This is a genomic window from Micromonospora sediminimaris, assembly GCF_016863575.1.
GTDB classification, from domain to species: Bacteria; Actinomycetota; Actinomycetes; order Mycobacteriales; family Micromonosporaceae; genus Micromonospora; species Micromonospora sediminimaris.
Genome location: NZ_BOPD01000002.1, coordinates 285024 through 311250, shown reverse-complemented (window position 1 = coordinate 311250; position 26227 = coordinate 285024). Strand labels below are relative to the sequence as shown.

Annotated in this window: 30 protein-coding genes; 11 read left to right on the top strand and 19 right to left on the bottom strand. The window is 71.2% G+C overall.

The annotated features are described in order from the left end of the window. Positions 1–21 precede the first annotated feature (21 nt). The 4 genes from Vse01_RS01380 to Vse01_RS01365 form a co-directional block, all read right to left on the bottom strand. Entirely contained in the window at positions 22–228 is a 207-nt protein-coding gene (locus tag Vse01_RS01380) for a hypothetical protein (protein WP_093402301.1), read from the bottom strand. A 2-nt stretch (positions 229–230) separates the two neighbouring features. Beyond that, complete coding sequence (locus Vse01_RS01375; protein ID WP_093402473.1) at positions 231–1286, bottom strand: LacI family DNA-binding transcriptional regulator; 1056 nt, start codon at positions 1284–1286, stop codon at positions 231–233. Positions 1287–1484: 198 nt separating this feature from the next. Beyond that, positions 1485–2366 carry a Sco1979 family transcriptional regulator gene (locus Vse01_RS01370; protein WP_373870614.1) on the bottom strand — a complete coding sequence of 294 codons (882 nt, stop codon included), beginning with the start codon at positions 2364–2366 and terminating at the stop codon, positions 1485–1487. 138 nt (positions 2367–2504) lie between these two features. Then, positions 2505–2744, bottom strand: a complete 240-nt coding sequence (locus Vse01_RS01365) for a DUF397 domain-containing protein (protein WP_093402299.1) — start codon at positions 2742–2744, stop codon at positions 2505–2507. 255 nt (positions 2745–2999) lie between these two features. On the opposite strand from Vse01_RS01365, the gene Vse01_RS01360 reads away from it, so the two are divergent. Further along, positions 3000–3647, top strand: a complete 648-nt coding sequence (locus Vse01_RS01360) for a GGDEF domain-containing protein (protein WP_093402472.1) — start codon at positions 3000–3002, stop codon at positions 3645–3647. A gap of 90 nt (positions 3648–3737) precedes the next feature. After that, entirely contained in the window at positions 3738–4388 is a 651-nt protein-coding gene (locus tag Vse01_RS01355; protein ID WP_093402298.1) for a flavodoxin family protein, read from the top strand. An 80-nt stretch (positions 4389–4468) separates the two neighbouring features. On the opposite strand, the gene Vse01_RS01350 is transcribed toward Vse01_RS01355, so the two are convergent. Both Vse01_RS01350 and Vse01_RS01345 read right to left on the bottom strand, forming a co-directional pair. Beyond that, a complete protein-coding gene (locus Vse01_RS01350; protein ID WP_093402297.1) occupies positions 4469–4951 on the bottom strand; it encodes a type II toxin-antitoxin system PemK/MazF family toxin in 483 nt (160 codons plus the stop codon). A 77-nt stretch (positions 4952–5028) separates the two neighbouring features. Further along, complete coding sequence (locus tag Vse01_RS01345; RefSeq protein WP_093402296.1) at positions 5029–5385, bottom strand: DUF2267 domain-containing protein; 357 nt, start codon at positions 5383–5385, stop codon at positions 5029–5031. 380 nt (positions 5386–5765) lie between these two features. On the opposite strand from Vse01_RS01345, the gene Vse01_RS01340 reads away from it, so the two are divergent. After that, on the top strand, positions 5766–6224 hold the full coding sequence (locus Vse01_RS01340; RefSeq protein WP_093402295.1) for a hypothetical protein: 459 nt from the start codon (positions 5766–5768) through the stop codon (positions 6222–6224). Positions 6225–6242: 18 nt separating this feature from the next. Here the strand turns inward: Vse01_RS01340 and Vse01_RS01335 are convergent, their stop codons facing one another. From Vse01_RS01335 to Vse01_RS01300, 8 genes are all read right to left on the bottom strand, one after another. Next, entirely contained in the window at positions 6243–6788 is a 546-nt protein-coding gene (locus Vse01_RS01335) for a hypothetical protein (RefSeq protein WP_093402294.1), read from the bottom strand. 2 nt (positions 6789–6790) lie between these two features. Next, the gene (locus Vse01_RS01330) at positions 6791–7540 is read right to left on the bottom strand and encodes a winged helix-turn-helix transcriptional regulator (RefSeq protein WP_093402293.1); all 750 of its coding nucleotides are present in this window, start codon (positions 7538–7540) and stop codon (positions 6791–6793) included. 179 nt (positions 7541–7719) lie between these two features. Next, a complete protein-coding gene (gene pstB, locus Vse01_RS01325) occupies positions 7720–8583 on the bottom strand; it encodes a phosphate ABC transporter ATP-binding protein PstB (protein ID WP_093402292.1) in 864 nt (287 codons plus the stop codon). Position 8584: 1 nt separating this feature from the next. Next, positions 8585–9499: a phosphate ABC transporter permease PstA gene (gene pstA, locus Vse01_RS01320; RefSeq protein ID WP_093402291.1), complete on the bottom strand. Its 915-nt coding sequence runs from the start codon at positions 9497–9499 to the stop codon at positions 8585–8587. Next, positions 9496–10488 carry a phosphate ABC transporter permease subunit PstC gene (gene pstC / locus Vse01_RS01315; RefSeq protein ID WP_232511087.1) on the bottom strand — a complete coding sequence of 331 codons (993 nt, stop codon included), beginning with the start codon at positions 10486–10488 and terminating at the stop codon, positions 9496–9498. Before pstC ends, pstA begins: the two co-directional genes overlap by 4 nt. Positions 10489–10573: 85 nt before the next feature. Further along, positions 10574–11650, bottom strand: coding sequence for a phosphate ABC transporter substrate-binding protein PstS (gene pstS / locus Vse01_RS01310; RefSeq protein ID WP_093402289.1), 1077 nt, complete (start codon positions 11648–11650; stop codon positions 10574–10576). A 214-nt stretch (positions 11651–11864) separates the two neighbouring features. Further along, a complete protein-coding gene (phoU, locus tag Vse01_RS01305; protein ID WP_093402288.1) occupies positions 11865–12509 on the bottom strand; it encodes a phosphate signaling complex protein PhoU in 645 nt (214 codons plus the stop codon). A gap of 152 nt (positions 12510–12661) precedes the next feature. Next, the gene (locus tag Vse01_RS01300; RefSeq protein WP_373870609.1) at positions 12662–14023 is read right to left on the bottom strand and encodes an MGH1-like glycoside hydrolase domain-containing protein; all 1362 of its coding nucleotides are present in this window, start codon (positions 14021–14023) and stop codon (positions 12662–12664) included. A 103-nt stretch (positions 14024–14126) separates the two neighbouring features. Here Vse01_RS01300 and Vse01_RS01295 point away from each other — a divergent pair, with 103 nt between their 5' ends. The 3 genes from Vse01_RS01295 (at position 14127) to Vse01_RS01285 (ending at position 18305) form a co-directional block, all read left to right on the top strand. Next, positions 14127–14729 (top strand): class I SAM-dependent methyltransferase, encoded by a 603-nt coding sequence (locus Vse01_RS01295; protein ID WP_093402286.1) that lies wholly within the window; start codon positions 14127–14129, stop codon positions 14727–14729. An 88-nt stretch (positions 14730–14817) separates the two neighbouring features. Next, positions 14818–16566 (top strand): ABC transporter ATP-binding protein, encoded by a 1749-nt coding sequence (locus Vse01_RS01290; protein ID WP_093402285.1) that lies wholly within the window; start codon positions 14818–14820, stop codon positions 16564–16566. After that, positions 16563–18305: an ABC transporter ATP-binding protein gene (locus tag Vse01_RS01285; protein WP_093402284.1), complete on the top strand. Its 1743-nt coding sequence runs from the start codon at positions 16563–16565 to the stop codon at positions 18303–18305. Before Vse01_RS01290 ends, Vse01_RS01285 begins: the two co-directional genes overlap by 4 nt. A 216-nt stretch (positions 18306–18521) precedes the next feature. Here the strand turns inward: Vse01_RS01285 and Vse01_RS01280 are convergent, their stop codons facing one another. Further along, positions 18522–18710: a hypothetical protein gene (locus Vse01_RS01280; protein ID WP_170863330.1), complete on the bottom strand. Its 189-nt coding sequence runs from the start codon at positions 18708–18710 to the stop codon at positions 18522–18524. A gap of 24 nt (positions 18711–18734) precedes the next feature. Here Vse01_RS01280 and Vse01_RS01275 point away from each other — a divergent pair, with 24 nt between their 5' ends. Genes Vse01_RS01275 through Vse01_RS01265 form a run of 3 tightly spaced genes read left to right on the top strand, consistent with a single transcriptional unit; the run spans position 18735 to position 20471 of the window. Further along, positions 18735–18905, top strand: coding sequence for a hypothetical protein (locus Vse01_RS01275; RefSeq protein WP_170863329.1), 171 nt, complete (start codon positions 18735–18737; stop codon positions 18903–18905). Next, positions 18905–20137, top strand: coding sequence for an MFS transporter (locus tag Vse01_RS01270; RefSeq protein ID WP_093402282.1), 1233 nt, complete (start codon positions 18905–18907; stop codon positions 20135–20137). The genes Vse01_RS01275 and Vse01_RS01270 overlap by 1 nt, the downstream gene beginning before the upstream one ends. 46 nt (positions 20138–20183) lie before the next feature. Beyond that, complete coding sequence (locus Vse01_RS01265) at positions 20184–20471, top strand: P-loop nucleotide/nucleoside kinase family protein (protein ID WP_232511086.1); 288 nt, start codon at positions 20184–20186, stop codon at positions 20469–20471. Positions 20472–20576: 105 nt separating this feature from the next. On the opposite strand, the gene Vse01_RS01260 is transcribed toward Vse01_RS01265, so the two are convergent. Further along, positions 20577–21152, bottom strand: a complete 576-nt coding sequence (locus tag Vse01_RS01260; RefSeq protein ID WP_093402281.1) for a dihydrofolate reductase family protein — start codon at positions 21150–21152, stop codon at positions 20577–20579. 120 nt (positions 21153–21272) lie between these two features. Beyond that, positions 21273–22649, bottom strand: a complete 1377-nt coding sequence (gene eccB / locus Vse01_RS01255) for a type VII secretion protein EccB (protein WP_093402280.1) — start codon at positions 22647–22649, stop codon at positions 21273–21275. A gap of 112 nt (positions 22650–22761) precedes the next feature. Here eccB and Vse01_RS01250 point away from each other — a divergent pair, with 112 nt between their 5' ends. Then, positions 22762–23481: a polyamine aminopropyltransferase gene (locus Vse01_RS01250; protein WP_093402471.1), complete on the top strand. Its 720-nt coding sequence runs from the start codon at positions 22762–22764 to the stop codon at positions 23479–23481. A 102-nt stretch (positions 23482–23583) separates the two neighbouring features. Continuing rightward, on the top strand, positions 23584–23760 hold the full coding sequence (locus tag Vse01_RS01245) for a hypothetical protein (RefSeq protein ID WP_170863328.1): 177 nt from the start codon (positions 23584–23586) through the stop codon (positions 23758–23760). A 136-nt stretch (positions 23761–23896) separates the two neighbouring features. On the opposite strand, the gene Vse01_RS01240 is transcribed toward Vse01_RS01245, so the two are convergent. Together Vse01_RS01240 and Vse01_RS01235 are read right to left on the bottom strand one after the other, a co-directional pair. Continuing rightward, entirely contained in the window at positions 23897–25054 is a 1158-nt protein-coding gene (locus Vse01_RS01240; RefSeq protein WP_093402278.1) for a fatty acid desaturase family protein, read from the bottom strand. Between the two features lie 16 nt (positions 25055–25070). Beyond that, the gene (locus Vse01_RS01235) at positions 25071–26162 is read right to left on the bottom strand and encodes a ferredoxin reductase (protein ID WP_093402277.1); all 1092 of its coding nucleotides are present in this window, start codon (positions 26160–26162) and stop codon (positions 25071–25073) included. Between the last annotated feature and the right edge of the window lie 65 nt (positions 26163–26227).

Here is a 26227-nt window from a genome sequence, read left to right as displayed (position 1 = left end):
CCGCCCGGACGGCGGACCGGCCTAGGTGCGGCAGGCGGGTGGGGCGGGCACGGGACGCGGCTGGATGTGGTCGGCGAGTCGGCGCAGCGCCCCGGCGGCGAGCCGGCGGGTGACCACCAGCCGCGCCGGCCGGGGTACGTCGGGTCGGACCGGTGCGTCCGGCCGGGCGGACATGACATGACGGGTGACGGCGTCGACGGCCATGACGAAGCCGGTGGGCTGTTCCATGGTCAACTCCTCGGGGCGGGTCCGGAGCTGCTCCGGACGACGAGCGTGGTGGGCAGCAGGATCTGGCCCGCAGCGGCGTCAGCGGGCGGGTCGAGCAGCAGCGTGGCGGCGCTTCGACCCTTCGCCTCGCCGGGCTGGCGGACGGTGGTCAGCCCGGCCGGGGCGGCCTCGGCGATGTCGTCGAAGCCGGTCACGGAGACGCGCCGCCCCCGCTCACCGTCGGCACGCAGGACGTCGAGCGCACCGAGGGCGAGCACGTCGGAGCAGGCCAGCACCGCGGTGGGCGGTTCGGGCAGGTGCGCCAACGCCCTGGCGGCGGCGGCACCCGCCGCGCGGGTGTTGTCGGTCGCGGTGAGCACGGTCAGGTCGGGCCAGGCGACGCCGACCGCCGCGAACGCCTCGGCGAAGCCCGCCAGCCGGTCCCGGGTGGTGGGGTGCGGCACGTCGGCCACGTCGGCAACCCGCAGCGGCCCGACCGGTGCGCCGGGCAGGACGTCGTCGCCGAGCAGGGCGACCCGGCGGTGACCGAGCGCGGTCAGGTGTGCCGCGGCGGACCGCGCGGCGGACCGCTCATCGATGCCGACCCAGAGGTCGCCGGCGCGGGGCCGCGAGGAGGTGGTGACGAAGGGCAACCCACGGCCGCGAATCGTGTCGAGGATGCTCTCCTCGTCACCGGCGCAGTAGACGCAGAACCCGTCGACGGCGGCGTTCTCCACCGCCGTACGCGCGCCGGCCGCGTCGTCGGGCAGCGGTATCAGCAGCAGGTTGCTGTCGTGGCGTTCGGCCGCCTCGGCGACGCCGGTCAGGAACCGGACGGCGAAGGGGTCGGTGAACGCGTACGACAGCCGGGAGGTGAACAGCACCCCGATGGCACCGACGAATCCCCGCCGCAACGATCGCGCGGTCGGGTCGGGCCCCGGGTAACCCATCTGCCGCGCGGTCTCCAGGATGCGCTGGCGCAACTGCGGTGAGAGCTGATCCGGGCGGCCGTAGGCGTTGGAGACGGTGCTGCGCGAGACACCGACAGCCTCGGCCACGGCCCGCAATGTCGGCTTCATCAGCACTCCCCGTTCTGGATCGATCCAGTTGCTGGATCGATCCAGACAATAACCCCCACCCCCACACCCGTCAACCCCACCCCACCCTCGACGCGTTGATCACGAAATTCACTTCCGGGCAAGCGCTTGCCAGCAGCGGTGGCCCCATGATCAGCGCGGACTGGCGCGGAGGGCGTGGGAAGGGTGAAGGTGTGGTGGTCAGCTGGGGTCGAGGTCGGCGATCATTCGTTCGAGGATCTCCGGCGTACGCTCCGGCGGCTCGGCCTCGACGCAGAGGCGTTCCATGGCGACCGCGTAGAAGTCGAGGTCTTCGCGCTTGTCCAGGTAGATGGCGCTGGTCAGCTGCTCGATGTACACGATGTCTGGCAGGTCCTGATCACCGAAGCGCAGGATCGTGAAGGCTCCCCCGGCGGCGGCATGCCCACCGGCGGCGAACGGGATCACCTGAAGCCGCACGTTCGGCGTACGCGTCGCCTTGAGCAGCGCCTCCAGTTGACCGCGCATCACCTGGGGGCCACCGATCGGCCGGCGCAGCGCCGCCTCGTCGACGACCGCCCACAGGCGCGGTGGGCGCGGCCGGGACAGTAGTTCCTGTCGGCGCATCCGCAGATCCACCCGACGGTCGATCTCGTCGGGACCGGCCGTGCTGTGGCCGAGCAGCACCACGGCTCGGGCGTACTCCGGAGTCTGCAACAGACCCGGGACGAACTGGACCTCGTAGCTACGGATGAGGGCGGCCGCCGCCTCCAGGCCGAGGTACGACTGGAACCACGACGGCAGGACGTCGCCGTACCGGTGCCACCAGCCCGGATTGTTCGCGTCCCGGGCCAGTTTGAGCAACGCGGCTCGCTCCTGCTCGGCGGTGACGCCGTAGAGCGTGAGCAGATCGGCCACGTCGCGCTCCTTGAAGCCGACCCGGCCCAGCTCCATCCGGCTGATCTTCGACTCGGAGGATCGAATCTCCCAGCCGGCGTTCTCCCGGGTGACGCCCCGCGACTCCCGCAGCCGTCGCAGTTGAGCACCCAGCAGCATCCGCAGCACGGTCGGGCCGGCCGCCGGACCCTCCTCGGCGGAAACCATGGTCACCTACCGTCCTCCGCATGCCGTCAGCGGCCGAACCGGTGGACCGACTCGACCGACGTGTAAGCATGCCATGAACCGTCAGTGAGGTGAACCGCCCATCCCGTGCGAGACGAATCCCGTCGATGGGATGCGGGGTCAGCCGATCAGGTGATCGAAGTCACCATCCCGGGCACCCAGCACGAACGCGGCGATCTCGTCCACCGTGTAGATCAGCGCGGGTCCGTCCGGGTGCCGGGAGTTACGCAGGGCGATGCCCGCCCCACCGGGCAGCTCCGCCAGCTCGACACAGTTCCCACTGGGATTGCTGCGCCGACTCTTCTGCCAGGCAAGGGGAGGCAAGTGGTTGACGGAAACACCGTTGGGCGGCTGCTGCATGAGGGGCTTCTGTTCTCTCCGATTGGCGCCGGTGCCGTGGGAGGAGCGGTAGCGGCTTGACGGGCGGTGTCGGCTCGTTATGCACGTGCATCTGCTATTGCATCTGCAATGGACACCGGGGATGATAACGCACGTGCGTGACGCCTACCTGCTCACGTTCTGTCCCGCGAACCTGACAACCATCAGGGGAAACGAGGTGTCTGGCAGCGTCGGCCGATCGGTGCCAGACGTGTGTCGCGGAGAAGGGAGATGGTGGTGCCGGATCCGCTGACCGTCGCGTCCGGCATCTGCGCCGCAGGAGCGTTGCTCTCCTCCTGGCAGTTGGGACGCCGGGCCGTGCGGGCGGAGGCGGAGATCGGGCGTCTTCAGGCGGAACTCACCGCCGAGCGGCACGCCGCCAGCCACGACCCGCTTACCGGTCTACCGAACCGGCGGGCCTTCTACCGGCTCGCCGCGACGCTGCTCACCGACCGCTCCGGCTGCCACCTGATCGCCGTGGTCCTCGACATCGACGACTTCAAGCAGATCAACGACCGGTACGGACACGCCGCAGGCGATCAGGTGCTGGTGAGCGTCGCCGAACGACTGGCCACCTTCGCCGGTGACAACCTGGTGGCCCGCCTCGGCGGTGACGAGTTCGCCGGGCTGCTGACCAGCCCGACCCTCGACCGACGGTGGATCGACCACGCGACCCGGCGGCTGTACGACATGCTGGCCGCCCCGATCCCGATGGGCGCCGTCACCCTCCGGGTGACCGCCTCGGTCGGTCTGGCACCCGTGCAGGACAGCCAGCTCACCGAGGCGCTCAACCGCGCCGACGCGGCGATGTACGAGGCCAAGGCGCTCGGCAGTGGCCGAACGGGCCGGGCTCTGCACGACACCGCGTACCTCGCCGAGTGCTGACGCCACCCCGGTTGCGGCCCCGGCCCGGGCGTCACCGGTCCACAGGTGGGTACTCCGCCGGGATCAGGCTCGTACGGCGGAGGGAAGGTCATGGCAGACATCCGGGCGTTGATCCTCAACTGCACCCTCAAACGCTCCCCTGCCCGGTCCAGCTCCGAGGTGCTGGGCCGGGAGGTGCTCGACGCTCTCGGCGAGCAGGGGGTCACCGGCGAACTGATCCGGGTGGTGGACCACGACGTTCGCTTCGGTGTCTCAACCGACGAGGGGCATGGCGACGCCTGGCCGCAGATCCGCGCGAAGCTGATGGCCGCACAGATCCTCGTGATCGCCACGCCGATCTGGCTCGGCCAGCCGTCAAGCGTGTGCAAGATGGTCCTGGAACGCCTCGACGCCGAGCTCAGCGAGACCGACGACCAGGGTCGGCTGCTCACCTACGGCAAGGTCGCCGCGGTGGCGGTGGTCGGCAACGAGGACGGCGCGCACCACACGATCGGGCAGGTGCAGCAGGCGCTCAACGAGGTCGGCTTCACCTGCCCGGCGGCCGGCGCGACGTACTGGGTCGGCGAGGCGCTGCACAAGACCGACTACATCGACGCGCGCCCGAAGCCCGACACCACCGGACGGGCGACGAAGGCGTTGGCGCTCAACAGCGCCCACCTGGCGCGGCTGCTCGCCGAACAGCCGTACCCGCCGCCGGACGCCCGCGACGCCGCGGTCGACCCGGCCCAGCGATCCGGCTGAGGCCAACGGTCCCACGGCGCACCTCACCGGCGCTGCAGCGCACGCCACCGGCTCCGTGCGGAACCGCCGGGACCGGTCGGTCAGCGCCAGCCGTACCCGGCGCGCAGGGCCTGACCCACCCGGTCGAACCGGGCCCGGTCCAGCACCGCGCCCTCGCGCCGGATGCTGTCCTCCCGCATGGTCAGCACCCGGTCCAGGCGCACCCAGCTCGGCCGCCGGTCACGGTCCCAGTCGCCCGGCCCCAGGGCCAGCCAGTGCCGGTCGCCGTGGCGGTCCTGCTGGCTGGAGAGCATCAGCCCGAACAGCGTCCGGCTGTGCCGGCCCACCACCAGCACCGGCCGGTCCTTGCCCTGGCGAGGGTCGTCCTCGTAGGACACCCAGGTCCAGACGATCTCCCCCGGGTCGGCCTGGCCGTCGGGCTCCGGGGCGTACGACAACTCGCGGCGCTGCAACGCGCTGACCTGACGCCGTCGCGCGAGCCGCGCCGGGGACGGACCGGCCGCGCGCGGCCTCGGGATGACCGCGCCGACACGGGACGCCATGCTCCTGAACAGACCTGCCACGGCGGCAGCCTATCCGCTGCCACCGGTCCCCCGGCCGGCAGGGAGTGCGCCACGAGCCGCCGGGTGCCGGCCGCGCCTCACCCGACGATCGGGTCAGTGCCACCGCCGGCCGCGTGCAGTCGCGCCACCATCTCCTGGAACTCGCCGACGGTCACCGTCTCGCGCAGGGTGGCGAACACGGCCGCGGCCCCGGCGGCCGCCGTACCCTCGTCGACTCCGGCCCGCTCACCGACCCGGCGGAGGAAGTCCGCCGGCTCGCCCGGCGACACCGCGTCGGTCAGCTCGGTCGGCAGGTACCCGGTCGGGTCGGTCGACGGGGAGCCGGTCATCCGCTCCACGACGGTCTGTAGCACCGCGCGCGCGACGCTGGCCGCGGGTTCGGGCGCCAGCCCGGATCGACGGGACACCGCGGCGACGAACAGCGGAAACCGCACGGCGCCCTCCTGTCGTCAGCGCCGCGCTGGTTACCCCCGCCGACACCTGACAAACGCCCGCCCCGGGTGCTCGGGGCGGTCCCGTGCGGTGACCGGGCGGGCCCGCCAGGAACCGACCAGGTGCGAGGCCGGCGGGACGAGCGCCGCCCGGAGGTCCCTCGGCCGCCGGGTACGGCTCGCATGCACACGTCGCGCCCCCGTTCGCCACCACGTGTGCCTGCCCGAAAGACCATGCTGGCAACCCGCCGGGCCGGAGCTGTCCGGCCGCTGGGGTTGCCAGGCGAATGCCATCGTACGCGTACAGTTAGGAGTCCTGTCAATGCTGGATGCCATGTCCAGCCCTCGTGTAAATATGGTGTTCCGCCGTGCGAGGAGCCTCCATGCCTGAGGAGCCGCACCACCCCGGCGAGACCTTCGCCGAGCGTCTCGACTGGCTGTTCCGAACCACCTCGGACCCGACCGGCAAGCCGTACAGCGTCCGCCATGTCGCCGCCGAGTTGACCCGGCGCGGCTGCCGCATCTCCCACACCCATCTCAACAACCTGCGCCAGGGACGAGCACCGGACCCGCGGCGATCCGTGGTGGAGGCGATAGCCGCCTTCTTTGATCGTCCGCCCTCGTTCTTCACCGGTCGACCGATCGATCGGGAGCTACCCGACGACGACCTCGTCCAGCTGCTTGCCGACCCGTACCTCCGGCAGGTGGCCCGGCGGCTGGTCGACGCCCGCCTGTCGCCGGAGGGACACGCCGTCGTGGTGGCGGTGATCGAGCAGGTCCGCCGGCTGGAGGCCGCTGCCGGAAACCGATGCGCCGCGGCCACCCACGTCGCCGGGAGCTGAATCACGCCGGCCGGCTGGTCACAGGTCCGGCTGCGCGCCGACTTTCCCGGCTGTCTCGGGGCCGCGATGCTGTGCCTCGCGCCAACGTGCGGCGCGTACCCGGTCCATCGTGTAGCACAGCTCCCGAGGGGCCTCCGGCCGCCCGGGCATTCGGTCGAACGGAAACCCCCGGCCGGCGTAGTCGTAGTGGGCCTTGAGCAGCCGGGTCAACCCCGCCATCGCACCGATGATCTTCTTGCGGGGCCGTCCCGTGGCCTCGGCCAGGTCCGCCACCGTGAACAGCCGCTCCGGCTCGGCGGCGAGCGCGTCGAGCACGGCGGCGACCGTCCGATGGGTGGCACTGCGCCCCTGGCTGAGCCGACGCAGATCCTCGACCGTCCAGTCCGACTCCGCCGGGTGGGGCGTCGGGTCGGCCCGCCGACGGGGCACCGGCCCCACCCGGTGCCGGGCGTCGAGGTCGGCCAGCAGCCGGGCCACGTGCGGGACGTACGCCAGCGGGACCGCCACCAGCACCATCCCCTCCGTCGGTGTCCCCGACGGCGGGTACGACGGCAGCGCCGGCATGTTCACGACGTCGTCGGCGTTGCCGTGGCCTGGGCGGGCACGAAACGGTAGCCCAGGCCGCGTACGGTCACGATCATCGGTGCCTGGTCGCCGTCCAGCGCCAGTCGCCGACGCAGCCGTTTGATGTGCACGGTCAGGGTGTTCGACGTGTCGTCGGAGATGCCACCCCAGACGGCGGCGAGCAGTTGTTCGCGGGTGACCGTCCGCTCCGCGTGCGTCATGAAGAAGTAGAGCAGCCGGAACTCCTTCAAGGGCAGGGCCACCGTCCGGCCGTCCAGACTCACCTCGAACGTCGCCGGGTCCACCCGCAACCCGCCCAACTCGATGGGTGGATCGAGGGCACCGGAGGTCTCCGGGCGGATGGCCCGCAGGAGCGGCAGGACCTCCTCGGGCCGGTAGGGACGCCGGACGCACGCCGTGGCACCGGCCTTGAGCGCGGCGGCGGCCACCCCACCGTCCTCGTCACCGACCCCGACCACCGTGGGGATGCCGGCCCGACTGGCGAGCAGCCGCACCAACTCGGTGCAGCTCATCGTGGACAGACCGGCGGCGACCACGGCCGCGTCCGGTTGCAGTGCCCCGGCGGCCAGCAGCGCCTCGGCGGCGTGCGCGAAGTGGTGGCCGCGTACCCGGTGGTCGGCCAGCTGGGCGACCAACGCGGCACCGACGCTCTCGTCGTCGTCCACCACGAGCAGCACGAAACGCCCGTCGGATCGATGGTCACCCCTGGTGGCCTCGACGAGATTGTTCATCGCACACCGGCTCCGGTTCAGTTCAGGCCCGCCGCGACACCCTCGGTCGCGCAGGGCGATCCCCCGCACTACAGGTCGGCGACGGTCGGCCGGACGCGGCTGGGCTCACGACGAGCCAGCCACTCCCGGTGGGTCACCCTTGCCCAACGGCGACCCACCGCCGACCGTCGCGTTCGGCCTCAGCCGAAGCGACCGGTGATGTAGTCCTCCGTACGCTTGTCGGCGGGGTTGGTGAACAACTTGCCGGTCTGGCTGAACTCGACGAGCCGCCCGTGCCGCTCCTGCGCCTCGTCCACCTCGGCGGTGAAGAACGCGGTGTAGTGGCTGACCCGGGCCGCCTGCTGCATGTTGTGGGTGACGATGACGATGGTGTAGTCGTTCGTCAGCTCGAAGATCAGATCCTCGATCTTCGCCGTGGCGATCGGGTCGAGGGCCGAGCAGGGCTCGTCCATCAGGATCACCTCGGGCTTGACGGCGATCGTCCGGGCGATGCAGAGCCGCTGCTGCTGGCCGCCGGAGAGCGCCAGAGCGCTCTTGCGCAGCTTGTCCTTGACCTCGTCCCAGAGCGCGGCCTTGGTCAGGGCCTCCTCGACGTGGTCGTCGAGGCGACCCTTGATGCCGTTGATCCGCAACCCGTACGCCACGTTGTCGTAGATGGACTTGGGAAACGGGTTGGGCTTCTGGAACACCATGCCGATGCGGCGGCGCACCTGGATCGGGTCGACGTCCTTGGCGTACAGGTCCTGGCCGTGGAAGAGAACGTCGCCGCTGACCCGGGCGCCCGGGATCGGGTCGTTCATCCGGTTGAGCGCCCGCAACACCGTCGACTTGCCGCAGCCGGAGGGCCCGATCATCGCGGTGACCTGGTTCTGCTGGATCGGCATCGTGGTGCCGCGGACCGCCTCGTAGCTGCCGTAGTAGACGCTGACGTCGCGCAGCTGCATCACTGACGCGTTGGCGGAGTCCGCGCCGGAGACGGTGGTGCCGGGAGCGTGCACCGCCACGGACGGGCGGGTGGTGAGGTTGGTGTCGTTGCTGGCCATGTCAGCGCTCCTTGATGGCGAACCGGCTGGAGATGAAACGGGCGATGATCGTGAAGCCGAGCACGATCACGATGAGCGTCAGCGCCGCACCCCAGGCCCGGTCCTGTGCGGCCGGGAAGGGCTGGCTGGCATTACGGAAGATCTGCGCCGGCAACGCCGTGTTGGAGCCGTCGAAGAGGTTCCAGTTGGGCGAGAAGACGATGCCGGTGACGATGATGATCGGGGCGGTCTCACCGGCCGCACGGGCGACGGCCAGCAGCGAGCCGCTGGTGATCCCCGAGATCGCCGCCGGCAGCACCACGGTCAGGGTGGTCTTCCACTTGCGGGCGCCGAGCGCCATGCTCGCCTGCCGCAGCTCGTCGGGGACCAGCCGGAGCATCTCCTCGCTGCTCCGGATGACCACCGGCAACATCAGACAGGCCAACGCCAGCGCGCCGGCGAAGCCGGTCTGCTCACCGACGAGCAGCACCCAGGAGATGTAGATGAACAGGCCCATCACGATCGACGGCACGCCGGTCATCACGTCGGACATCAGCCGGATGACCCGGGCCAACGGCCGCTGCTTGCCGTACTCGTTGAGGTAGATCGCGCCGAAGACGCCGAGCGGGATCGCCATCAGGGCGGCCATCCCGGTGATGAGCAACGTGCCGACGATCGCCGGGCCCATCCCACCACCTTCGCGGCGGTAGGAGTTTGGAATGTCCTCGTTCAGGAACGACAGGCTCATCACCCCACCGCCCTTGGCGAGGACGGTGTAGGTCACCAGCGCCAGCGGGATGACGGCGAGCAGCACGGCGACCCAGATGGCCGCCGTGGCGAGATGGTTGGTGAACCGGCGGCGGCCGGAGAGCGCCGCCCGGGTCAGGTCGGGCCCGCCGGCGGCCGGCCGGGCGGCGGGTGGTGCGGTGAGAGTCACGCGACGCTTCCCTTCATCCGGGCCTCGGCCCGACGGACGACCACCTGGGCGAGCACGTTGATCAGCACCGTCATCGCGAACAGCACCACGCCGAGACCGATCAGCGCGGCGGTGAAGGTGCCGGTGGACTCGCCGAACTGCTGCACGATGACGGCGGCCATCGAGTTGCCGGGGGCGAACAGGTTGGCGGTGATGTTGGTGGCGCCGCCGATGACCAGCGCGACCGCGATCGTCTCGCCCATCGCCCGGCCCAGGCCGAGCATCACCGCGCCGACCACCCCGCCGAAGCTGTGCGGGAAGACCGCGCCCCGGATCATCTCCCAGCGGGTCGCGCCCAGGGCGAGGGCGGCGTCCTTGTCGGCACGCGGCACCGTGCTGAACACCTCGCGGGTGATCGAGGTGATGATCGGCGTGACCATGATCGCGAGAATCAGGCCGGCGGTCATGAAGTTCCGGCCGCTGCCCACCGGGCCGAAGAGGCGGCCGAGCAGCGGGATGCCGCCGAAGACGTCATGCATCCACTGGTAGATCGGGACCAGGGCGGGTGCCACGACCAGGATGCCCCAGAGCCCGAAGACCACCGACGGCACGGCGGCCAGCAGATCGATCACGGTCACCGCGGGGCCGCGCAGCCGGCGCGGGGCCAGCTCGGTGAGGAACAGCGCGATGCCGACCGAGACCGGCACCGCGAACAACAGCGCGATAAGCGACGAGACCGCGGTGCCGTACGCGAACGACAGCGCGCCGAAGATGGCGTCGCCGGTGGCCGGGTTCGGGTCCCAGACCCGTTCGGTGATGAAGCGCAGGCCCATCGCGTCGAACGCCGGCCAGGCCTCCCGGACGGTGGTGATGAGGATCAGCCCGAGGATGGCCAGCACCAGCAGGCCGGTGCCGAGCGTCCACCAGGAGAAGACGCGGTCGCCGAGGGCGCTGCTGCCGCGCTGGGTCAACGTCGGCTTGGCGGCGGGGGGATTGTTCGTCAAGGTCATCTTCACTCCAGCTCAGGTACCCCGCTAGGGACGGGATCGACGTGATCCCGTCCCCAGCTGGAACGCCCTAGCGATCTTGATTTGATCAGCCCTGGATCTTCTCGACCTGGGCCAGCGCCTTCTCCTTGAGGGAGGCCGGCAGCGGTGCGAAGTCGACCTCCTCGGCCAGCTCCTGGCCGTCGTTGAGCAGGTAGGTGAGGAAGCCCTTGACCAGCGCGGCCTTGTTCGCGTCGTCGTAGGACGTCTTGACGATGATGAACGTCGGCGCGGTGATCGGATAGGCGGAGGCACCGGCGGCGTTGAGCGGGTTGTAGCTCAGGTCCTCGGCGACCTCGGCACCTTCCAGGCCGGCGGTGGTGCCCTCCAGGGACGGCTCGACGAACTGGCCGTCCTTGTTCTTGATGGCGGCGAACTTCAGGCCGGTCGCCTTGGCGTCGCTCAGGTCGACGTACCCGACGGCGCCGTTGGTCTGCTTGACGATCTGCGCGACACCGGTGTTCTTCTCGCCACCCTGGGTGCTGGCCGGCCAGGCCACCGTGTCACCGCTGCCCAGCTTCCAGGTGCCCGCCGCCGCGGCGTCGAGGTACTTGGTGAAGTTGCTGGTGGTGCCGGAACCGTCCGAACGGTGCGCGACGGTGATCGGCGTGTTGGGCAGCTCGACACCCGGGTTGTCGGCCTTGACGGCCGCGTCGTCCCAGGTCTTGATGTCGGTCTGGAAGATCTTGGCGAGCGTCTCCGGGCTGAGCTGGAGCTTGTCGACGCCCTCAAGGTTGTAGGAAACCGTGATCGGGGCCGCCACCGTCGGCACGTACATGAACGAACCGGCGGTCACGCCGTCGGTGTCCTTCACCAGGCTGTCGGTGCCGGCAAAGTCGACCAGGCCCTCACCGAACTGCTTCTTGCCGGTGCCGGATCCGGTCGCGTTGTAGGTGACCGTCACGTCGGATGCCTCGGCCTTGAAGGCCTCGACGACCTCTTGGTAGTAAGCGTCCGGGAAGCTGGCGCCCGACGCCTTCAACTCGCCGGACAGGTCGGCGTAGGCGCCGTCGCCGCCACTGCCGCCCGGCTCCGAGCTGTTGTCGTTGCTACCACAGCCGGTAAGCGCGAGCGCGGCAAGCGCGACGCCGGCAAGGACGCGCCGCGAAAGCACGTTGCGGTTCACCAGGTAAGCCTCTCTATCGGGGTGCATCAGCCCGTCCGGGCCGTACGCGAGTCAAGCTAGGAGGCCCAGGTAGCCGGACTCCCGGACCCAGGTGAACGAAAAATGAACTTGCCGGCTCGGTGATGGCCACCTGGGAGTCGGGATGTGAAGTTGCGGACGCGCCGTACCGGATGTCCGGAATCTGGGGCCCGCCGGCTGCCCTACGGGTGCCGTGTCAGAGCCGGATGGTGCCGGTCACCAGGTAGACGACCTGACGGGCGACGTTCACCGCCTGATCGGCGTAGCGCTCGTAGTAGCGGCCGAGCAGGGCCAGGTCGATCGCGGACTCCACCCCGTACGGCCAGCCGGAGACCAGCAGCGACAGCAGGCGTTCCTGCGCGGCGTCGACCTCGTCGTCGTCCAGCCCGAGCTGCATCGCGTCGAGCCGGTCCCGGGTGGCCAGCACGACCGCGCACTTGTCCGCCACCCGCGCAGCCGCCTCGGCCAGCGCCGTCATCACCGGCATCGCCGGCTCCGGGACCACCCCGATCGGATGCCGGCGCAACGCGACCTTCGCGACGTGCACCGCGAGGTCACCCATGCGTTCCAGGGCACCGGCCATCCGCAGCGCGCACACCACCAGGCGCAGGTCCGAGGCGACCGGCTGGTGCCGTACCAGCACCTCGGGGATCATCGCCTCCACCTCGGACCGCCGGGAGTCCAGCACAGTGTCACCGGCGAGCACCCTCTCGGCCGCGTCCCGGTCCACCTCCAGCAGCGCGGTGCTGGCCCCCCGGATCGCCGAGCCGGCGTCCCGACTCATCAACGCCAGGACGCCGGTGAGCCGGTCGAGCTGCTCGTCGAAGCTGTCCCGGCTCATTGCGCGTCCCTCCAGTCGGGTCACCCGGTCACGGTGCCGCCCGGGACCGGCGCGGCAGCCGGCCGATCCTGGTCAGCAACCTACCTGCCCCCGGGCAGCGCCACCCGCCGCGCCACCCCGGGCAGGGCGCCGGCAGGCTCCGGCCGCACCGGTCAGTCGGCCAGCACGTCCAGCAGCAGGGCCGCCGTCCAGCTGAACGCTGGTGAGCCCAGGCCGACACCGGTGTCCGGGTGGAAGTACTCGTGGCAACCGGCCGCCGCGACCAGGTCGATCATCGAGGAGCGCAGTCCGGCCGCCAACCGGTCGTGTCCGTGCCGTAGCAGTCCAAGCCGGATCAGCCAGGTGATGTTCATCCAGCTCGGGCCGCGCCAGTAGCGCAGCGGCTCGAAGTCGGTGGCGGTGCGGTCGTGGCTGGGCAGCGGCCGGTCCATCCGGGCGGCGAGGCCGAAGCGGGCCGAGCGGGCCTCGGCGAGCACCGTCTCGACCTGTCGCGCCGGCAGGCCGGGCAGGATCAGCGGGGTCAGGCCGAGCACCGTACGGGCCGGTGTCAATCGGCCGGTCCGCAGGTCACGCGGGTGGAAGGTGCCGGTGTCCAGGTCGTACAGCCGGGTCACCACGGCCTCGGTGATGGCGACGGCCCGCTCCCGGTGCGGGCCCGGGTCGACGCCGATCGCCTCGGCGATGCCGGCGAGCGCCACCTCCGACGCCCCCATCGCCGCGTTGAACAGCGGACACTCGACCAGGAACGGATGCCGGTCGGCCAGGCTGTCGTCGCGGTAACCGCCCGCCCGGTACGCGGTGACCATGGTGACGTACCGCGCGTAGTCCAGGTCGGTGGGTCGGTGGGCGGGATCGGCGTGCACGGTGTCGCGCCGCCGGTACGCGCGCATCACCGCCGCCTCCGCCGGCACCGCGGACATCGGCCCGTCCCAGGCCGGGCTGTTGTCCAGTCCGGACTCCCACGGGTGCACGATGCTGGCCAACCCGGCGCCACCGACATCGCGACAGGTGGCGAGGTAGCGCTGCTGCGCCACCAGGCGCGGATAGAGCCGTCGCAACGCGACGCGGCCCGCCTCCGACGGCACGCGACGGTACGCGTGCCAGGCGGCCAACGCGTGCACGGGCGGCTGCACCAGGCCGGAGGTGGCCACCGGAGGTGTTCCCTCGACGGTGTTCGACGACCAGAACCCGGGGCCGGGAAAGTAGGCGCCGCCAGCCACCGCCGGGTTGAACACGATGTGCGGCACCCGGCCGTCGCGCCACTGGGCGCGGAACAGGCTGTCCAGCTCCGACCAGGTGCGGTCGGGGCGGATATGCGCCCAGCCGATCGCGATGAAGGCCGAGTCCCAACTCCACTGGTGCGGGTACAGGGTGCGCGACGGCACCGTGTGTCCGCCCGCCCAATTTCCGTCGAGGGTGGCGCGGGCCACCCCCCACATCCGGCCATGCTCACCGGCAGCGTCAGTGCCCAGAGCCGGGCCCGGCCCGGCCGGCGGAACAGTTCGGTTCACCATGAGTCACGACATGGTAGCGCGCGAGTTGGTCTCCGGACACCTGCCGTTGGTCCGTTCCGGCGGTCGGACGGCTGCCCCGAGCCAGTCCGGATACGGTGCAGACATGACCAACAGGACCCGATGGGCCACCGACACCGGTCCCGAGCACTCGCAGTGGTACGTCAACCGGTTCCGGCAGTTGGCGGCCGAAGGGGCGGATCTGGCGGGTGAGGCCCGACTGCTCGACACGCTGGTGCCGCCGGCCTCCCGGATCCTCGACGCCGGCTGCGGGACCGGTCGGGTCGGCGCCGAGTTGGCGGCGCGTGGTCACACGGTGGTCGGGGTGGACGCGGACCCGGTGCTGATCGACGCGGCCCGGGCCGACCACCCCGCGCCCCGTTGGCTCGTCGCCGATCTGGCCGAGTTGGACCTCGCGGCGGCCGGCGAGAGCGAGCCGTTCGACGCGGCGGTGCTCGCCGGCAACGTGATGGCCTTCGTCGCCGCCGGCACCGAACGCCAGGTGCTCAGCCGGGTCGCCGCGCACCTGCGACCGGACGGCGTGGTCGCGGTCGGATTCGGCACCGACCGGGGGTATCCACTCACCGACTTCGACGCCGACGCGATCGGCGCCGGACTGCGTCTGGAACACCGCTTCGCCACCTGGGACCTGCGGCCGTGGCGCGACGACGCGGACTTCGCCGTCACCATCCTGCGCCGCCCCACCTGATCGCCGCTCCCCGCCATCCGCCGCGTCGACGCCCGGACCGGCTGATATTGACGTGGAAGCGTCCCGCGCCCCACCGTAGCCTGAACCGATGCCCCCACAGCTCCCGCACGCCGAGCCGGGCACGCCGGACACGAGGGGTCCACTGAGGTACATCTGGTGGCTGGTCCGCCGCCAGCCGTGGCGGGTGCTACGCGGCGGTCTCATCGGCACGGCCTGGATGCTCGGGTTGTCGGCCCGGCCGTACCTCGTCGCCCGCGCCATCGACGACGGACTGCGCGCCGCGGATCACCGGGCGCTGCTGTGGTGGGTGGCCGCGATCGTCGTCGCCGGGATGGCCTTGGCCTACCTGGGCATCATGCGGCACCGCACGATGACGTTCGTCCGGGAGGATGCGTCGGCCCGGTCCGCCGCGGTCCTGTTGCGTCACCTGTCCCGGATCGGTGCCGTACTGCCCCGCAGACTCGCCGCCGGGGAGGTCGCCACCGTGGGCGGTGCCGACATCATCCACACCTCGGCGGTGCTGACCATGACCGGGCCGGGCGTCGGGGCCGTCCTCGCGTACGTCTTCGTCGCCTTTCTCCTGTGGTCGGTGTCCCCGTTGCTGGCGGTGTTCGTGCTGCTCGGCGTGCCGGCGGTGGTGCTCCTCGTCGGGCCGCTGCTGCGCCGCCTCGAACGGGTCGAGTCGGTCTACCGGCACCAGCAGGGTCTGCTCACCACCCGGGCCGCCGACATCGTGGCCGGGCTACGGGTGCTCGCCGGGGTCGGTGGGCGGGGACTGTTCGCCCGCCGGTACGCGGCCCGCTCGCAGCGGCTGCTGGCGGAGGGATACCGGGTCGGTGCCGTGAACAGCTGGATCGAGGCGCTGACGATCGCCATCCCGGGGCTGTTCCTGGCCGCCGTGGTGTGGCTGGCGGCCCGGATGGCCTCGGCCGGTGACATCACCATCGGGCAGATGGTGGCCGTCTACGGGTACGTGGCGGTGCTCATCGTGCCGGTGTGGTTCCTGCTCGAAGGCGGCCACCAGCTGATCCGGGGGCGGGTCGCCGCCCGCCGGATCGTCGCGCTGCTCAACCTGAGGCCGGACGTGGCCGGCCCGCCGTCGCCGGTCGGCGGGCCGCCTCGACCCGCCCCGGACGGGCCCGCCGACCTGCACGATCCCGACACCGGGCTGACCGTACCCGCCGGGCGGCTGCTTGCCGTCGCCGCCGACGACCCGGCCGAGTCCATCGCGTTGGCCGACCGCCTCGGGCGGTTCGTCGCCAGCGAGGTGACCTGGGGTGGCGTACCGCTGACCAGCATCGCGCTGGACGAGGTGCGGGCCCGGATCCTCGTCGCCGACCACGACTCCTACCTCTTTGCCGGGACACTGCGCGAGATCCTGCACGTCCGGGCCGACCTCGACGACACCGACCTGCGGACGGCCCTGCGCACGGCGTCGGCGGAGGATGTGGTCGACGCCCATCCGGAGGGGCTCGCGATGCCGATCGGCACGCGGGCCCGGACCCTCTCCGGCGGCCAGCGACAACGCGTACGCCTGGCCCGCGCTCTGCTCGCCGAGCCGGACGTGCTGATCCTCGTCGACCCGACCTCGGCGGTGGACGCGCACACCGAGGCGCGCATCGCGCAGCGACTCCACGCGGCGCGGGCCGAACGTACGACAGTCGTGCTGACCACCTCACCGCTGCTGCTCGGTCAGGCCGACCTGGTCGCCCACCTGCGCCACGGCCGGATCACCGCTGCCGGCAGCCACGTCGAACTGCTCGAACAGGAACCGAGCTACCGGGCCCTGGTGTCCCGGGACAACGAGGTCGCCGACGCTGACGGATCGCTGCGGTGAGCGGACTGCCCGTCGCGGACCGGCAGGTCGTCCGTCGTGCGGCGCTGGGCCTCGTCGCCGTGGACCGCCGCGCCGTCGCCGTGATGCTGGTGCTGCACGGCGCCGCAGCGGTCGCCGGGCTCGCCACGCCGTGGCTGGTTGGCAGGATCGTGGACGAGGTCGCGGCCGGCGCCGGCGTCGCCGCCGTGGACCGCCTGGCGCTCGCGATCGGCGGCTGCGTGCTGGCTCACGGGCTGCTCACCCGGTACGCCCAGTACACCGGTCACCGGTTCGGCGAACGTGCCGTCGCCCGGCTGCGCGAGGGGTTCGTCGCCCGTACGCTCGACCTGCCCATCGCCGTGGTCGAGCGCGCCGGCACCGGCGAACTGGCCACCCGCAGCTCGGTGGACGTGACGACGGTCGGGAGCACCGTCCGGGACGTGGTGCCCGTCATGGTCATCGCCTCGACCCAGCTGACGCTGCTCTTCGGTGCGATCTTCCTGCTGCATCCGCTGCTCGGTCTGGTCGCCCTGAGCGGGCTTCCGTCGATCGTCGCGGTCACCCGCTGGTACCTGCGTCGCGCCAGGCCGGCGTACCTTGCCGAAGGGGCCGCGACCGCCGAGCTGACCGAGGCGTTGACCACGACCGCGGAGGGCGCCCGCACCGTCGAGGCGCTCCGCCTCGGCGCCGACCGCACCGCGTACGGCCGGCAGCGCATCGGCCGGGTGTGGGCCACCCGCCGGGCGACCCTGGCGCTGCGGTCGGTCTTCTTCCCGGTGGTGGAGGCGAGCTACGCACTCCCGATCGCGGTGGTGCTGCTGTTCGGCGGTCTACTGCTGGACCGTGGCATGGTGAGCCTCGGCGAGGTGGTGGCGGCGGCGCTCTACCTTCAGCAGGCGATCGAGCCACTGGACCGGCTGCTGCAGTGGATGGAACAGGCCCAACGTGGTCTCGCCTCGTTCGCCCGCGTACTCGGTGTCGGCCAGCAGGCCGAAGCCGCCGCCGCCCCGCGACCACGCGTCCCGGCACCCGCCCGCTCCGGGCGGCTCGTCGTGCGCGGCGCCCGCTTCTCGTACGCCGACGGTCCCGACGTGCTGCACGGGATCGATCTGGTGGTGCACCCTGGCGAACGTCTCGCCATCGTCGGCCCTTCGGGGGCGGGAAAGTCCACCCTCGCCCGGCTGCTCGCCGGAATCGACGTGCCGCGCGAGGGGGTGGTGAGCCTCGACGGCGTCGCGGTCACCGACCTCGACCCGGCCGAGCGGCGCCGCCGGATCGCCCTGGTCACCCAGGAACACCACGTCTTCATCGGTACGCTGCGCGACAATCTCGCCTTCGCCGCACCGGACGCGTCCGACGAACAGATGCGCGCCGCACTTGTCGCGGTGAGCGCCGACTGGTACGCCGACCTGCCCGACGGGCTCGACACGCAACTCGGCGACGGTGCCCGTGAACTCGGTGCCGCCGACGCCCAACAGCTCGCGCTGGCCCGGCTGGTGCTCGCCGACCCGCACACCCTGATCCTCGACGAGGCGACGGCCGCGCTCGACCCGACGACCGCGCGGCGCACCGAACGGGCCCTCGCCGCCGTGGTCAACGGGCGTACCGTCATCGCCATCGCGCACCGGCTCAACACCGCGCACGACGCCGACCGGGTGGCGGTGCTGGAGGACGGCCGGATCACCGAACTCGGCAGCCACCACGAACTCGTCCGCGCCGGTGGCGCGTACGCCGCCCTCTGGCGCTCCTGGCACGGCTGAAACCGTCTTGCACGGCCGCCCCGTCACCCTCGATCAGGCTCGACGCCGAGCAGCGCCGCAGGCTGTTTCGATACTCTTCTAGGTTGACATATCTCTAATCAAGGGGCAGTCTCTGCTTCGAAGGTTGTCGAGACAGAGCCACAGTGCAGGGACATGCGTACGCCGCATCCTGATCATCCTGCGGCCATCGAGAGGAGTTCAAATGAGCAACAACACTCAAGCTGTCGGATCCACCGACCACCCAGCCACCGCTTCCGGTTCCTGCTGCGGCAGCCCCGCCCGGCCGGCCGACACGACCCTCCCGCTCACCGGCGAGACGCCGACCACCAGTCCCTGCTGCGGCTCGACGGCGGCCGCCCAGGCTGCCGGTTCCTGCTGCGATGCCAGCGCCAAGGCCGCCGCCATCAGCGCAGGACAGGGATGTTGCGGATGACACGGGCCGGGTCCGAGGATCCGTTCGGACAGGTCCGCCCGGGCGGTACGGCGACCCCGGTCTCGTCCATCGCCGGCGACGGTCGCCCGGGACGACCCGCCGCAGCCACCGTCTTCAGGCACGACGCCCAGGTGACGTCCCTGGTCGACCCCGGTTGCACCGGCTGATGACCACCTCCACGGTGGTGTCCGCCGATCCGAGAGCCGACGGACACCACCCGTGGCGCATGGTCGCCGCCCTCGCCATTACCTCCACGGTGGGCTACGGCACGCTGTACTACGCCTACGCCGTCCTCCTCAGGCCCATGGCCACCAGCCTCGACACGTCCACCACCGCCGTCACCGGCGCGCTGACCGCAAGCGTTCTCGCCGGGGCCCTGATGGCCATACCCGTCGGCAGATGGCTCGACCGGCACGGCGGACGCGTCCTCATGACCGCAGGCTCGATCACCGCCACCGCCCTGCTGGTCGCCTGGTCGCAGGTCCAGACCGTCGGACAGCTGTACGCCGTGATGACGGGCATCGGAATCGTCAGCGCGATGGTCCTCTACGAACCCGCCTTCGCCGTCATCGTCTCCTGCTTCTCCCCCGACCGACGCCCCACCGCCCTGCTCGCAGTCACCATCGTCGCCGGTTTCGCCAGCACCATCTTCATGCCCCTCACCGGCCACCTGGTCGCTCACCTCGGTTGGCGCGCCGCACTGCTCACGCTCGCCGCCATCCACGGCCTGGTGACCGTGCCGCTGCTCTCCCTCACAATCCCGCCGCCCACCGCGTCCACGCCCACCGCGCATCCGGACCGCGGCCAGCGACGGGCGGCGGCCAGCAGGGCCACCCACGACCCGCGATTCTGGATCCTCACCGCCGCCCTCGTCGCCCACGGCGCCGCGACCAGCATCATCGCCGTCCACCTCGTCGGCTACCTCACCAGCCGCGGCCACCCTGCCACCTTCGCCGCCACCACCACCGGCCTCCTGGGCGTCCTGTCCGTCACCGGCAGACTCGTCCTCACCGCCGCCCGACGCCGCTTCGCCGTCACCACAATCGTCGCCACGGTCTTCGCCATCCAGGCCGCCGCCATCCTCGCTCTACCTTTCGCCGGAGACAGCCGGATCGGGGCGGTCATCACCGTTACCGGATTCGGCATCGGGTTCGGCATCGCCCATCTCGCCATCCCGGCCCTGCTCACCGGCCGCTACGGCACCACCGCCTACGCAACCATCGCTGGACGACTTGCCGCCCCCGTCACCATCGCTAGAGCCACCGCACCGCTCGGTGCCGCCGCAATCCTGCACACCGGCGGTGGATATCTTGTCGTACTCGCCGCTGTGGCCCTCTGCTGCGTCCTCGCCGCCGCCGGAATGCTCGCCCGAGCCGGCACCGCGACACCGCCCACTTGAGCTGCGCCTACCCCGACCGGGACGCTTCCGCCCCTGGATCGCGCCGATGAGCCTCATCAACCCCGTGTACCGCGAGCAGATTCTCGACGGTATCCGCGCGGACGGCGTCGAGGTGCACGAGGTCGTGCTCACTCTCCCCGAGGAGCAGTTGCGCGTCCGCATCGATGCCGACCAGTTGGATGTCGCTGCCCGCCAGTGGCGACACGACCATGTTGCCCGCGCGCTCACCACCTTCGCCGACGTGACCGGCGCTCATCTCGTCGACGCGTCCCAGCCGCCCGACCAGGTGGCCGACGCCGTCGCCATGAGCATCAGGTCCGCGCCCAGCCACTGACCGGCTTCGGCTGTGGGTACATCTGTTGTCGTCGGAGCGACAACAGATGTACCCACCACGGTCAGGCGGGACGGTGCCGCACCACCGGCCGGGCCGGTCGGCTGGTCAACGAACCACGTCGTAGACCAGCTTCTGGATGCCGTTGGCGTAGGACTCGCTCTCGATGAGCTTGAGGTTCTGCTTGTCCCGGTCGGTGTCGGAGAACAGCCGCTTGCCCGCGCCGAGCAGCACCGGAAAGACCAGCAGGTGGTAACGGTCGATCAGGCCGGCGTCGGAGAGGTTGCGGTTCAGCGTGGCGCTGCCGTGGATGCTGATCGGGCCGCCCTCGGTCTGCTTCAGCGCGGCGACGTCGTCAAGCGACCGGAGAATGACGATCTCCCCCCAGTTGGACACCAGGTCCTGCTCCTTGAGGGTGGTCGACACGACGTACTTCGGCATCGCGTTGTAGCCGGCGAACTCGACGGTCATCTCCGGCCACACCGGGGCGAACGCCTGGTAGCTGACCCGGCCCATCATCATCGCGGTGGCCTCGTCCTGCTCACGGCCCTTGATCTCGTAGGCGGCCTCGTCGAACGCGATGTCGTTGAAGGTCCAGCCCGAGTTGCGGTAGCCCGGTTCTCCGCCGGGTGCCTCGACGACGCCGTCGAGCGAGACGAACGCGGTGGCGATCAGGGTACGCATCTGGTTGCTCCTTGAGGTCGGTCTGACGTGCTGTCGTCAGTGCGACGAGCGAGGGTCGCCGGATTCGACAACCCACGCCGAGAAATTTCCTACCACTTCCGCGGCGCAAGTCCGAGCAGGTCAGGCGGGGGCGGCGCGTTGGCGGGCCACACTCGGGTCGAGCGAGGCGCCGGCGGGTACGAGGCTGACCACGCCTGCGGGCAGCCGGACGGGTCGCACGTCCGCGTAGCCGAGCATGCCGGTCACCTCGGGGCCGGCGAGCGCGTACCGGCGGCCGAGGTCGGTCACCACGGAGATCGCGCCGCCGGTGGCGCCCGGCGTGGCGACCGATTCGACGACCGCGCCCCGCCCCGGCTCCACCAGCACGTGGTCAGCGGTCGTCGAGTCGGCCGGCTGTTCCGGCGTCGAGGCCGGCGTCGGCAGTTCCACACCCCGCCGCACCTCGACCGCACCGGTGTCGTCAGCCACCCGCACGCAGATCGTCGACGGTTCCGGCGTGGCCAGCCGGGGCGGAGCAACCGGCGGCGCGTCGGGCCCGGCGGGGACGAGATCGGGCAGCTGGGGCAGGGCGGCGAACCGGCCGAGGCTGATCTGCTCCGGCTCCCGCTGACCGGTACGGGCGAGCAACAGACCGGCCTGTAGCTCGGTGATGCCGGCGAGCCCGTCGCGCAGCACCACCGCATACTGCCGCCCGCCGCCGGAGTTGCTCACCACCAGCACGTCACCGATCCGAGCCTCGGCAACCCGGGTGGACCGCCGGCCCAGGTCGGGCGGGTCCAGTGGGGCCAGGTCGAGACCGGCCGGCACCGAGTTGAGCAGAGCGGCGGCCACCGGTACGGACCGGGAACGGGTGGTCACCAACGCGGCCAGCACCCGGTCGGTGTCCCGGATCAGGTGCCGCTGCTGGTGCCAGAGCAGGTGCAGCCGGCCGTCGGGGTCACGCAGCAGCAGTGCGTCCCGGCCCAGCGGCCGGCCGCCGGCGCCACCCGCGCCCACCAGCAGCACCGACCGCGCCGCTGCCGCGGGCCCGGTCGGGGGCACCGAACAGACCGACCACGGTTCGGTGGCCAGCCGGGCCGCCGGTGGCAGCGAGTCGGGAGCGTCGCGAATGCCCAACGGCAGCCCTCTCGGCACCCCGTCGATCGACCGCCGGGACACCAGTACGGTCTTCGGCCGCTGCGTGCCGACGATGAGCAGCGCGGAGGCGTAGTTGAGCACCGGGTGCAACTTCTCCTCCCGGTAGACGAACCGGGCACCGGACTCCTTCTCCACGATCACCACGCCGGTGTCGCGCCACTTCGCGCCGCCGCCGGTGAAGAGGCCGTACAGGGCGGCAGCACCCAGCCCGATGACCGCCACCAGGACGCCGGCCATCCCGGCTCCGGCAAGCCGCCGCATCGGGGACTGCGCCGGGTCGGTCTCCCGCGTCACCAGCGCGGCCACCGTCCGCTGGACGGTGAACTGGTACGAGTGCAGCTGATCCTGCCGCGACGGCATCGCTTTCCCCTCCGGCGAGACGAACGGGGCACAGGATATGCGCTGCGTCGATGTCCCGGGGACCGAGCGTCACGCCGCTCGTGGCAGTTCACCGGCCGGTAGCATGCCGGCGGTGAGCGCACGTTTCGAGGAACTGGCCTGGCGACCGACACCCATCGGCGAGATCAGTCTGCGCCGGCGTCGCGATCCCCGGCTCGACCTGGATGTGTACGAGGTCAAGCTCGACGACGAGTTCCTGATGTCGAGCCTGTTCACCGCCGGCGAGATCGAGTTGGCCCGGTTGGGGTTGGCGTCGCTGGCCGGTGACCACCTCGACGTCGTCGTCGGCGGGCTGGGCCTCGGCTACACCGCCCGCACCGCGCTGGCGGACGACCGGGTCGCCTCCCTGCTGGTGGTGGAGGCCATCGAGGACGTCATCGACTGGCACCGGCGCGACCTGCTGCCGTTCGCCGCCGGGCTGGCCACGGACCCGCGTACCCGGCTGGTGCGGGCCGACTTCTTCGCCCGGGTGGCCGGCCCGGACGGTCTCGACCCCGACGACGCCGGGCGTCGTTTCCACGCGGTGCTGCTGGACGTCGACCACTCCCCCCGGCACCCGCTGCATCCGAGCCACGCCGCCTTCTACCGGCCCGACGGGTTGCGCCGCCTGGCGCGGCTGCTGCATCCGGGCGGGGTGTTCGCCCTCTGGTCGGACGATCCACCGGACCCGGACTTCGAAGCCGACCTGGCCGCCGTGTTTCCCACCCACCACAGCCACGTGGTGCGGTTCGCCAACCCGCTCACCGGCGGCGCGTCGGCCAACACCGTCTACCTGGGCAAACTTCCCGACTGAACCGGGTCGCCCACCCGCACAGACGGCATGATGCGGGCGGAAACGGGTAGCCGGACCGGCAACCGCGCCCGGACCGGCCGGGCAACCGGTTGGGAGGTGGAGATGCGTGCCCTGCTCTGGGTGGTCGGCGTCGTCGCCGGGGCGCTGGTCCTGCTCGGGCTGCTTCTGGAAGCGGTCCGCTGGCTGGTCATCATCGGCCTCATCGCGCTCGCCGCGGTGATCGTGCTGGCCTTCGTCAAGGGCCGCCAGTCCGCCCACAACTACCCCAACCGCCGCTGACCCCGCTTCCCCCACCCTCCAGGACCGCTCCTGGTGGGCAACTTCAGGGTTGTTGCTGGGTCAGCGGGCCTCCAGGCAGCAACAACCCTGAAGTTGTCCGAAACGGTGGCGGCGGGACGAAGTCGTGGCGCGGCGGTCAGGCGGCGACGAGTTCCCGGGTGGGGTGGTCGGTGGAGCCGTCGAGCGGGGTGGCGGGGGCCGCCGGCTGGCGACGGTTCGGCAGGGCGAGCCGGAAGACCTTCTTCCACGCGGAGAAGACCTGCCGGGGCAGCGAGCCGGTGGTGTACTTCAACCCGTACCTGTCGAACAGCGCCCGCACCTCCGGCGCGATCTCCTGGTAGCGGTTGCTCGGCAGGTCGGGGAAGAGGTGGTGCTCGATCTGGAACGACAGGTTGCCGGTCATGATGTGCATCAGCCGGCTGCCGCTGATGTTGGCCGAGCCCAGCATCTGCCGCACGTACCACTCCCCCCGGGTCTCGCCCTCGATCGAGGTCTTCTCGAAGGTCTCCACCCCCTCCGGGAAGTGCCCGCACATGATCACGGAGTGGCTCCAGAGGTTACGAATCAGGTTCGCGGTGAAGTTGGCGGCCAGGGTGTGCAGGAACGACGGGCCGGACAGCACCGGGAACAGCAGGTAGTCCTTGAGGAACTGGCGGCGGATCTTCCGGCCGACCGCGCGGACCCGGCGCCGGAACTCGGGGTCCTTGTGGCCCCCGTTCTTCAGCTTGTTGCCCAGGTCGAGGTCGTACGCGGCGATGCCGTACTCGAAGAAGCAGGCGTTGAGGAAGTTGTAGAGCGGCTGCCCGAGATGAGCCGGGTGCCAGGGCTGGTCCTCGTCGACCCGCATTATGCCGTAGCCGAGGTCGTTGTCCTTGCCGACCACGTTCGTGTACCTGTGGTGCAGCTCGTTGTGCGACTGCTTCCACTGGTCGGCCGGAGCGACGTGGTCCCACTCCCAGCTGGTCGAGTGGATCTTCGGATCGCGCATCCAGTCCCACTGGCCGTGCAGGACGTTGTGCCCGATCTCCATGTTCTCCAGGATCTTCGCCACCGACAGCCCGGCGGTGCCGACGATCCAGGCCGGCGGGAACAGCGAGAACAGCAGCACCACCCGGCTGCTGATCTCCAGCTTCCGCTGCGTCGAAATGACCTTGCGGATGTACGCGGCGTCCCGTTCGCCCCGGGAGGCGATCACGCGTTCCCGGATGGCGTCGAGTTCCTTGCCGAGGGTCTCGATGTCCTCGACGGTGAGGTGGGCGATCGGGTTGTCGGCCTTTTTCTGGATCACGGTCATGTCGGTCGGTCTCCGATCAGATCTCGAGTTCGCACGGGCCGGCGGCGGCGGACACACAGGTCTGCACGCGTACGCCGTCGCCCGGCAGGGCGGTGGTGAGCTGGCCGTTGCGTAGGTCGCGGACCGCGCCCTGGCGCAGCGGCAGCACGCAGCCGAAGCAGATGCCCATCCGGCAGCCCGAGGGCATGAGCACCCCGGCGTTCTCGCCGGCATCCAGCAGCGGGGTGGCGCCGGTGGCCGCCACGGTCACCGACGAACGGGTGAAGGTGACGGTCCCGCCGTCACCGGCGGTGATCACCGTGGGGCGGAACCGCTCGGTGTGCAGGCGGGCGGCGTGGCCACGAGCCGCCCAGTGCGCCTCGGCCGCGTCGAGCAGCCCGAGCGGGCCACACGCCCAGGTCTGACGGTCCAGGTGATCGGGGACGAGCGTGTCCAACTCGGCCACGTCGAGCAGGCCCTCGACCTCGGTGTGCCGCTCGATCAGCCGGATGGCGCCACGCTCGGCGAGGCCGCGCAGTTCCGCGCCGAAGACCACGTCCGCAGCGGTGGGCGCCGAGTGCACAAGCACCACGTCGCTGCCGGCCAGGGCACCCGAGCGCAGCATCCCGGCCACCGGGGTGATGCCGCTGCCCGCGGTGAGGAACAGCACCCGCGACGGTGCCCGCTCCGGCAGCACGAAGTCGCCGCACGCCTGGTCGAGCTGCACGATGGTGCCCGGCCGGATCCGGCGGACCAGGTGGTTGCTGACCACGCCGTCGGGGATGGCCTTCACCGTCACCGAGATCCGGTCGGCGCGCCGGCTGGGGGCGGAGGTGACCGAGTAGGCCCGCCACTGGCGCACCCCGTCGACGTCGACACCGAGCCGGATGTACTGGCCGGGGACGTGCCCGCGCCAGCTGCGGCCGGGCTGGATCAGCAGGGTGGCCGCGTCCGGCGTCTCCGGCTGCACGGCGAGGATCCGGCCGCGCAGGTCGGCACCGGCGCGGAGCGGAGCGATCAGATCGAGGTAGTCACTGGGCAGCACCGGCGTGGTCACCGTCTCGGCGAGCCGCCACAGGCGGCGCCGCAAAGATCTCGTCGTGCCCGGTGGCGGGACGGTGGCGGTCATACGACGATGGTCGCGGCCCGTTGGCATAAACTCTTGGTCTGCGAAGGTAAAGCGATCCACCCCTT

Coding starts and splice junctions, on each gene's coding strand:
- Vse01_RS01290 (WP_093402285.1), top strand. CDS start 14,818: ATGCCCCCACAGCTCCCGCACGCCGAGCCGGGCACGCCGGACACGAGG.
- Vse01_RS01235 (WP_093402277.1), bottom strand. CDS start 26,162: ATGACCGCCACCGTCCCGCCACCGGGCACGACGAGATCTTTGCGGCGC.
- Vse01_RS01355 (WP_093402298.1), top strand. CDS start 3,738: ATGGCAGACATCCGGGCGTTGATCCTCAACTGCACCCTCAAACGCTCC.
- Vse01_RS01260 (WP_093402281.1), bottom strand. CDS start 21,152: ATGCGTACCCTGATCGCCACCGCGTTCGTCTCGCTCGACGGCGTCGTC.
- phoU (WP_093402288.1), bottom strand. CDS start 12,509: ATGAGCCGGGACAGCTTCGACGAGCAGCTCGACCGGCTCACCGGCGTC.
- Vse01_RS01275 (WP_170863329.1), top strand. CDS start 18,735: ATGACACGGGCCGGGTCCGAGGATCCGTTCGGACAGGTCCGCCCGGGC.
- Vse01_RS01295 (WP_093402286.1), top strand. CDS start 14,127: ATGACCAACAGGACCCGATGGGCCACCGACACCGGTCCCGAGCACTCG.
- Vse01_RS01365 (WP_093402299.1), bottom strand. CDS start 2,744: ATGCAGCAGCCGCCCAACGGTGTTTCCGTCAACCACTTGCCTCCCCTT.
- Vse01_RS01240 (WP_093402278.1), bottom strand. CDS start 25,054: ATGACCGTGATCCAGAAAAAGGCCGACAACCCGATCGCCCACCTCACC.
- Vse01_RS01330 (WP_093402293.1), bottom strand. CDS start 7,540: ATGAACAATCTCGTCGAGGCCACCAGGGGTGACCATCGATCCGACGGG.
- Vse01_RS01340 (WP_093402295.1), top strand. CDS start 5,766: ATGCCTGAGGAGCCGCACCACCCCGGCGAGACCTTCGCCGAGCGTCTC.
- pstC (WP_232511087.1), bottom strand. CDS start 10,488: ATGACCTTGACGAACAATCCCCCCGCCGCCAAGCCGACGTTGACCCAG.
- Vse01_RS01380 (WP_093402301.1), bottom strand. CDS start 228: ATGGAACAGCCCACCGGCTTCGTCATGGCCGTCGACGCCGTCACCCGT.
- Vse01_RS01245 (WP_170863328.1), top strand. CDS start 23,584: ATGCGTGCCCTGCTCTGGGTGGTCGGCGTCGTCGCCGGGGCGCTGGTC.
- pstB (WP_093402292.1), bottom strand. CDS start 8,583: ATGGCCAGCAACGACACCAACCTCACCACCCGCCCGTCCGTGGCGGTG.
- eccB (WP_093402280.1), bottom strand. CDS start 22,649: ATGCCGTCGCGGCAGGATCAGCTGCACTCGTACCAGTTCACCGTCCAG.
- Vse01_RS01265 (WP_232511086.1), top strand. CDS start 20,184: ATGAGCCTCATCAACCCCGTGTACCGCGAGCAGATTCTCGACGGTATC.
- Vse01_RS01280 (WP_170863330.1), bottom strand. CDS start 18,710: ATGGCGGCGGCCTTGGCGCTGGCATCGCAGCAGGAACCGGCAGCCTGG.
- Vse01_RS01300 (WP_373870609.1), bottom strand. CDS start 14,023: ATGGTGAACCGAACTGTTCCGCCGGCCGGGCCGGGCCCGGCTCTGGGC.
- Vse01_RS01375 (WP_093402473.1), bottom strand. CDS start 1,286: ATGAAGCCGACATTGCGGGCCGTGGCCGAGGCTGTCGGTGTCTCGCGC.
- Vse01_RS01270 (WP_093402282.1), top strand. CDS start 18,905: ATGACCACCTCCACGGTGGTGTCCGCCGATCCGAGAGCCGACGGACAC.
- Vse01_RS01335 (WP_093402294.1), bottom strand. CDS start 6,788: ATGCCGGCGCTGCCGTCGTACCCGCCGTCGGGGACACCGACGGAGGGG.
- Vse01_RS01370 (WP_373870614.1), bottom strand. CDS start 2,366: ATGGTTTCCGCCGAGGAGGGTCCGGCGGCCGGCCCGACCGTGCTGCGG.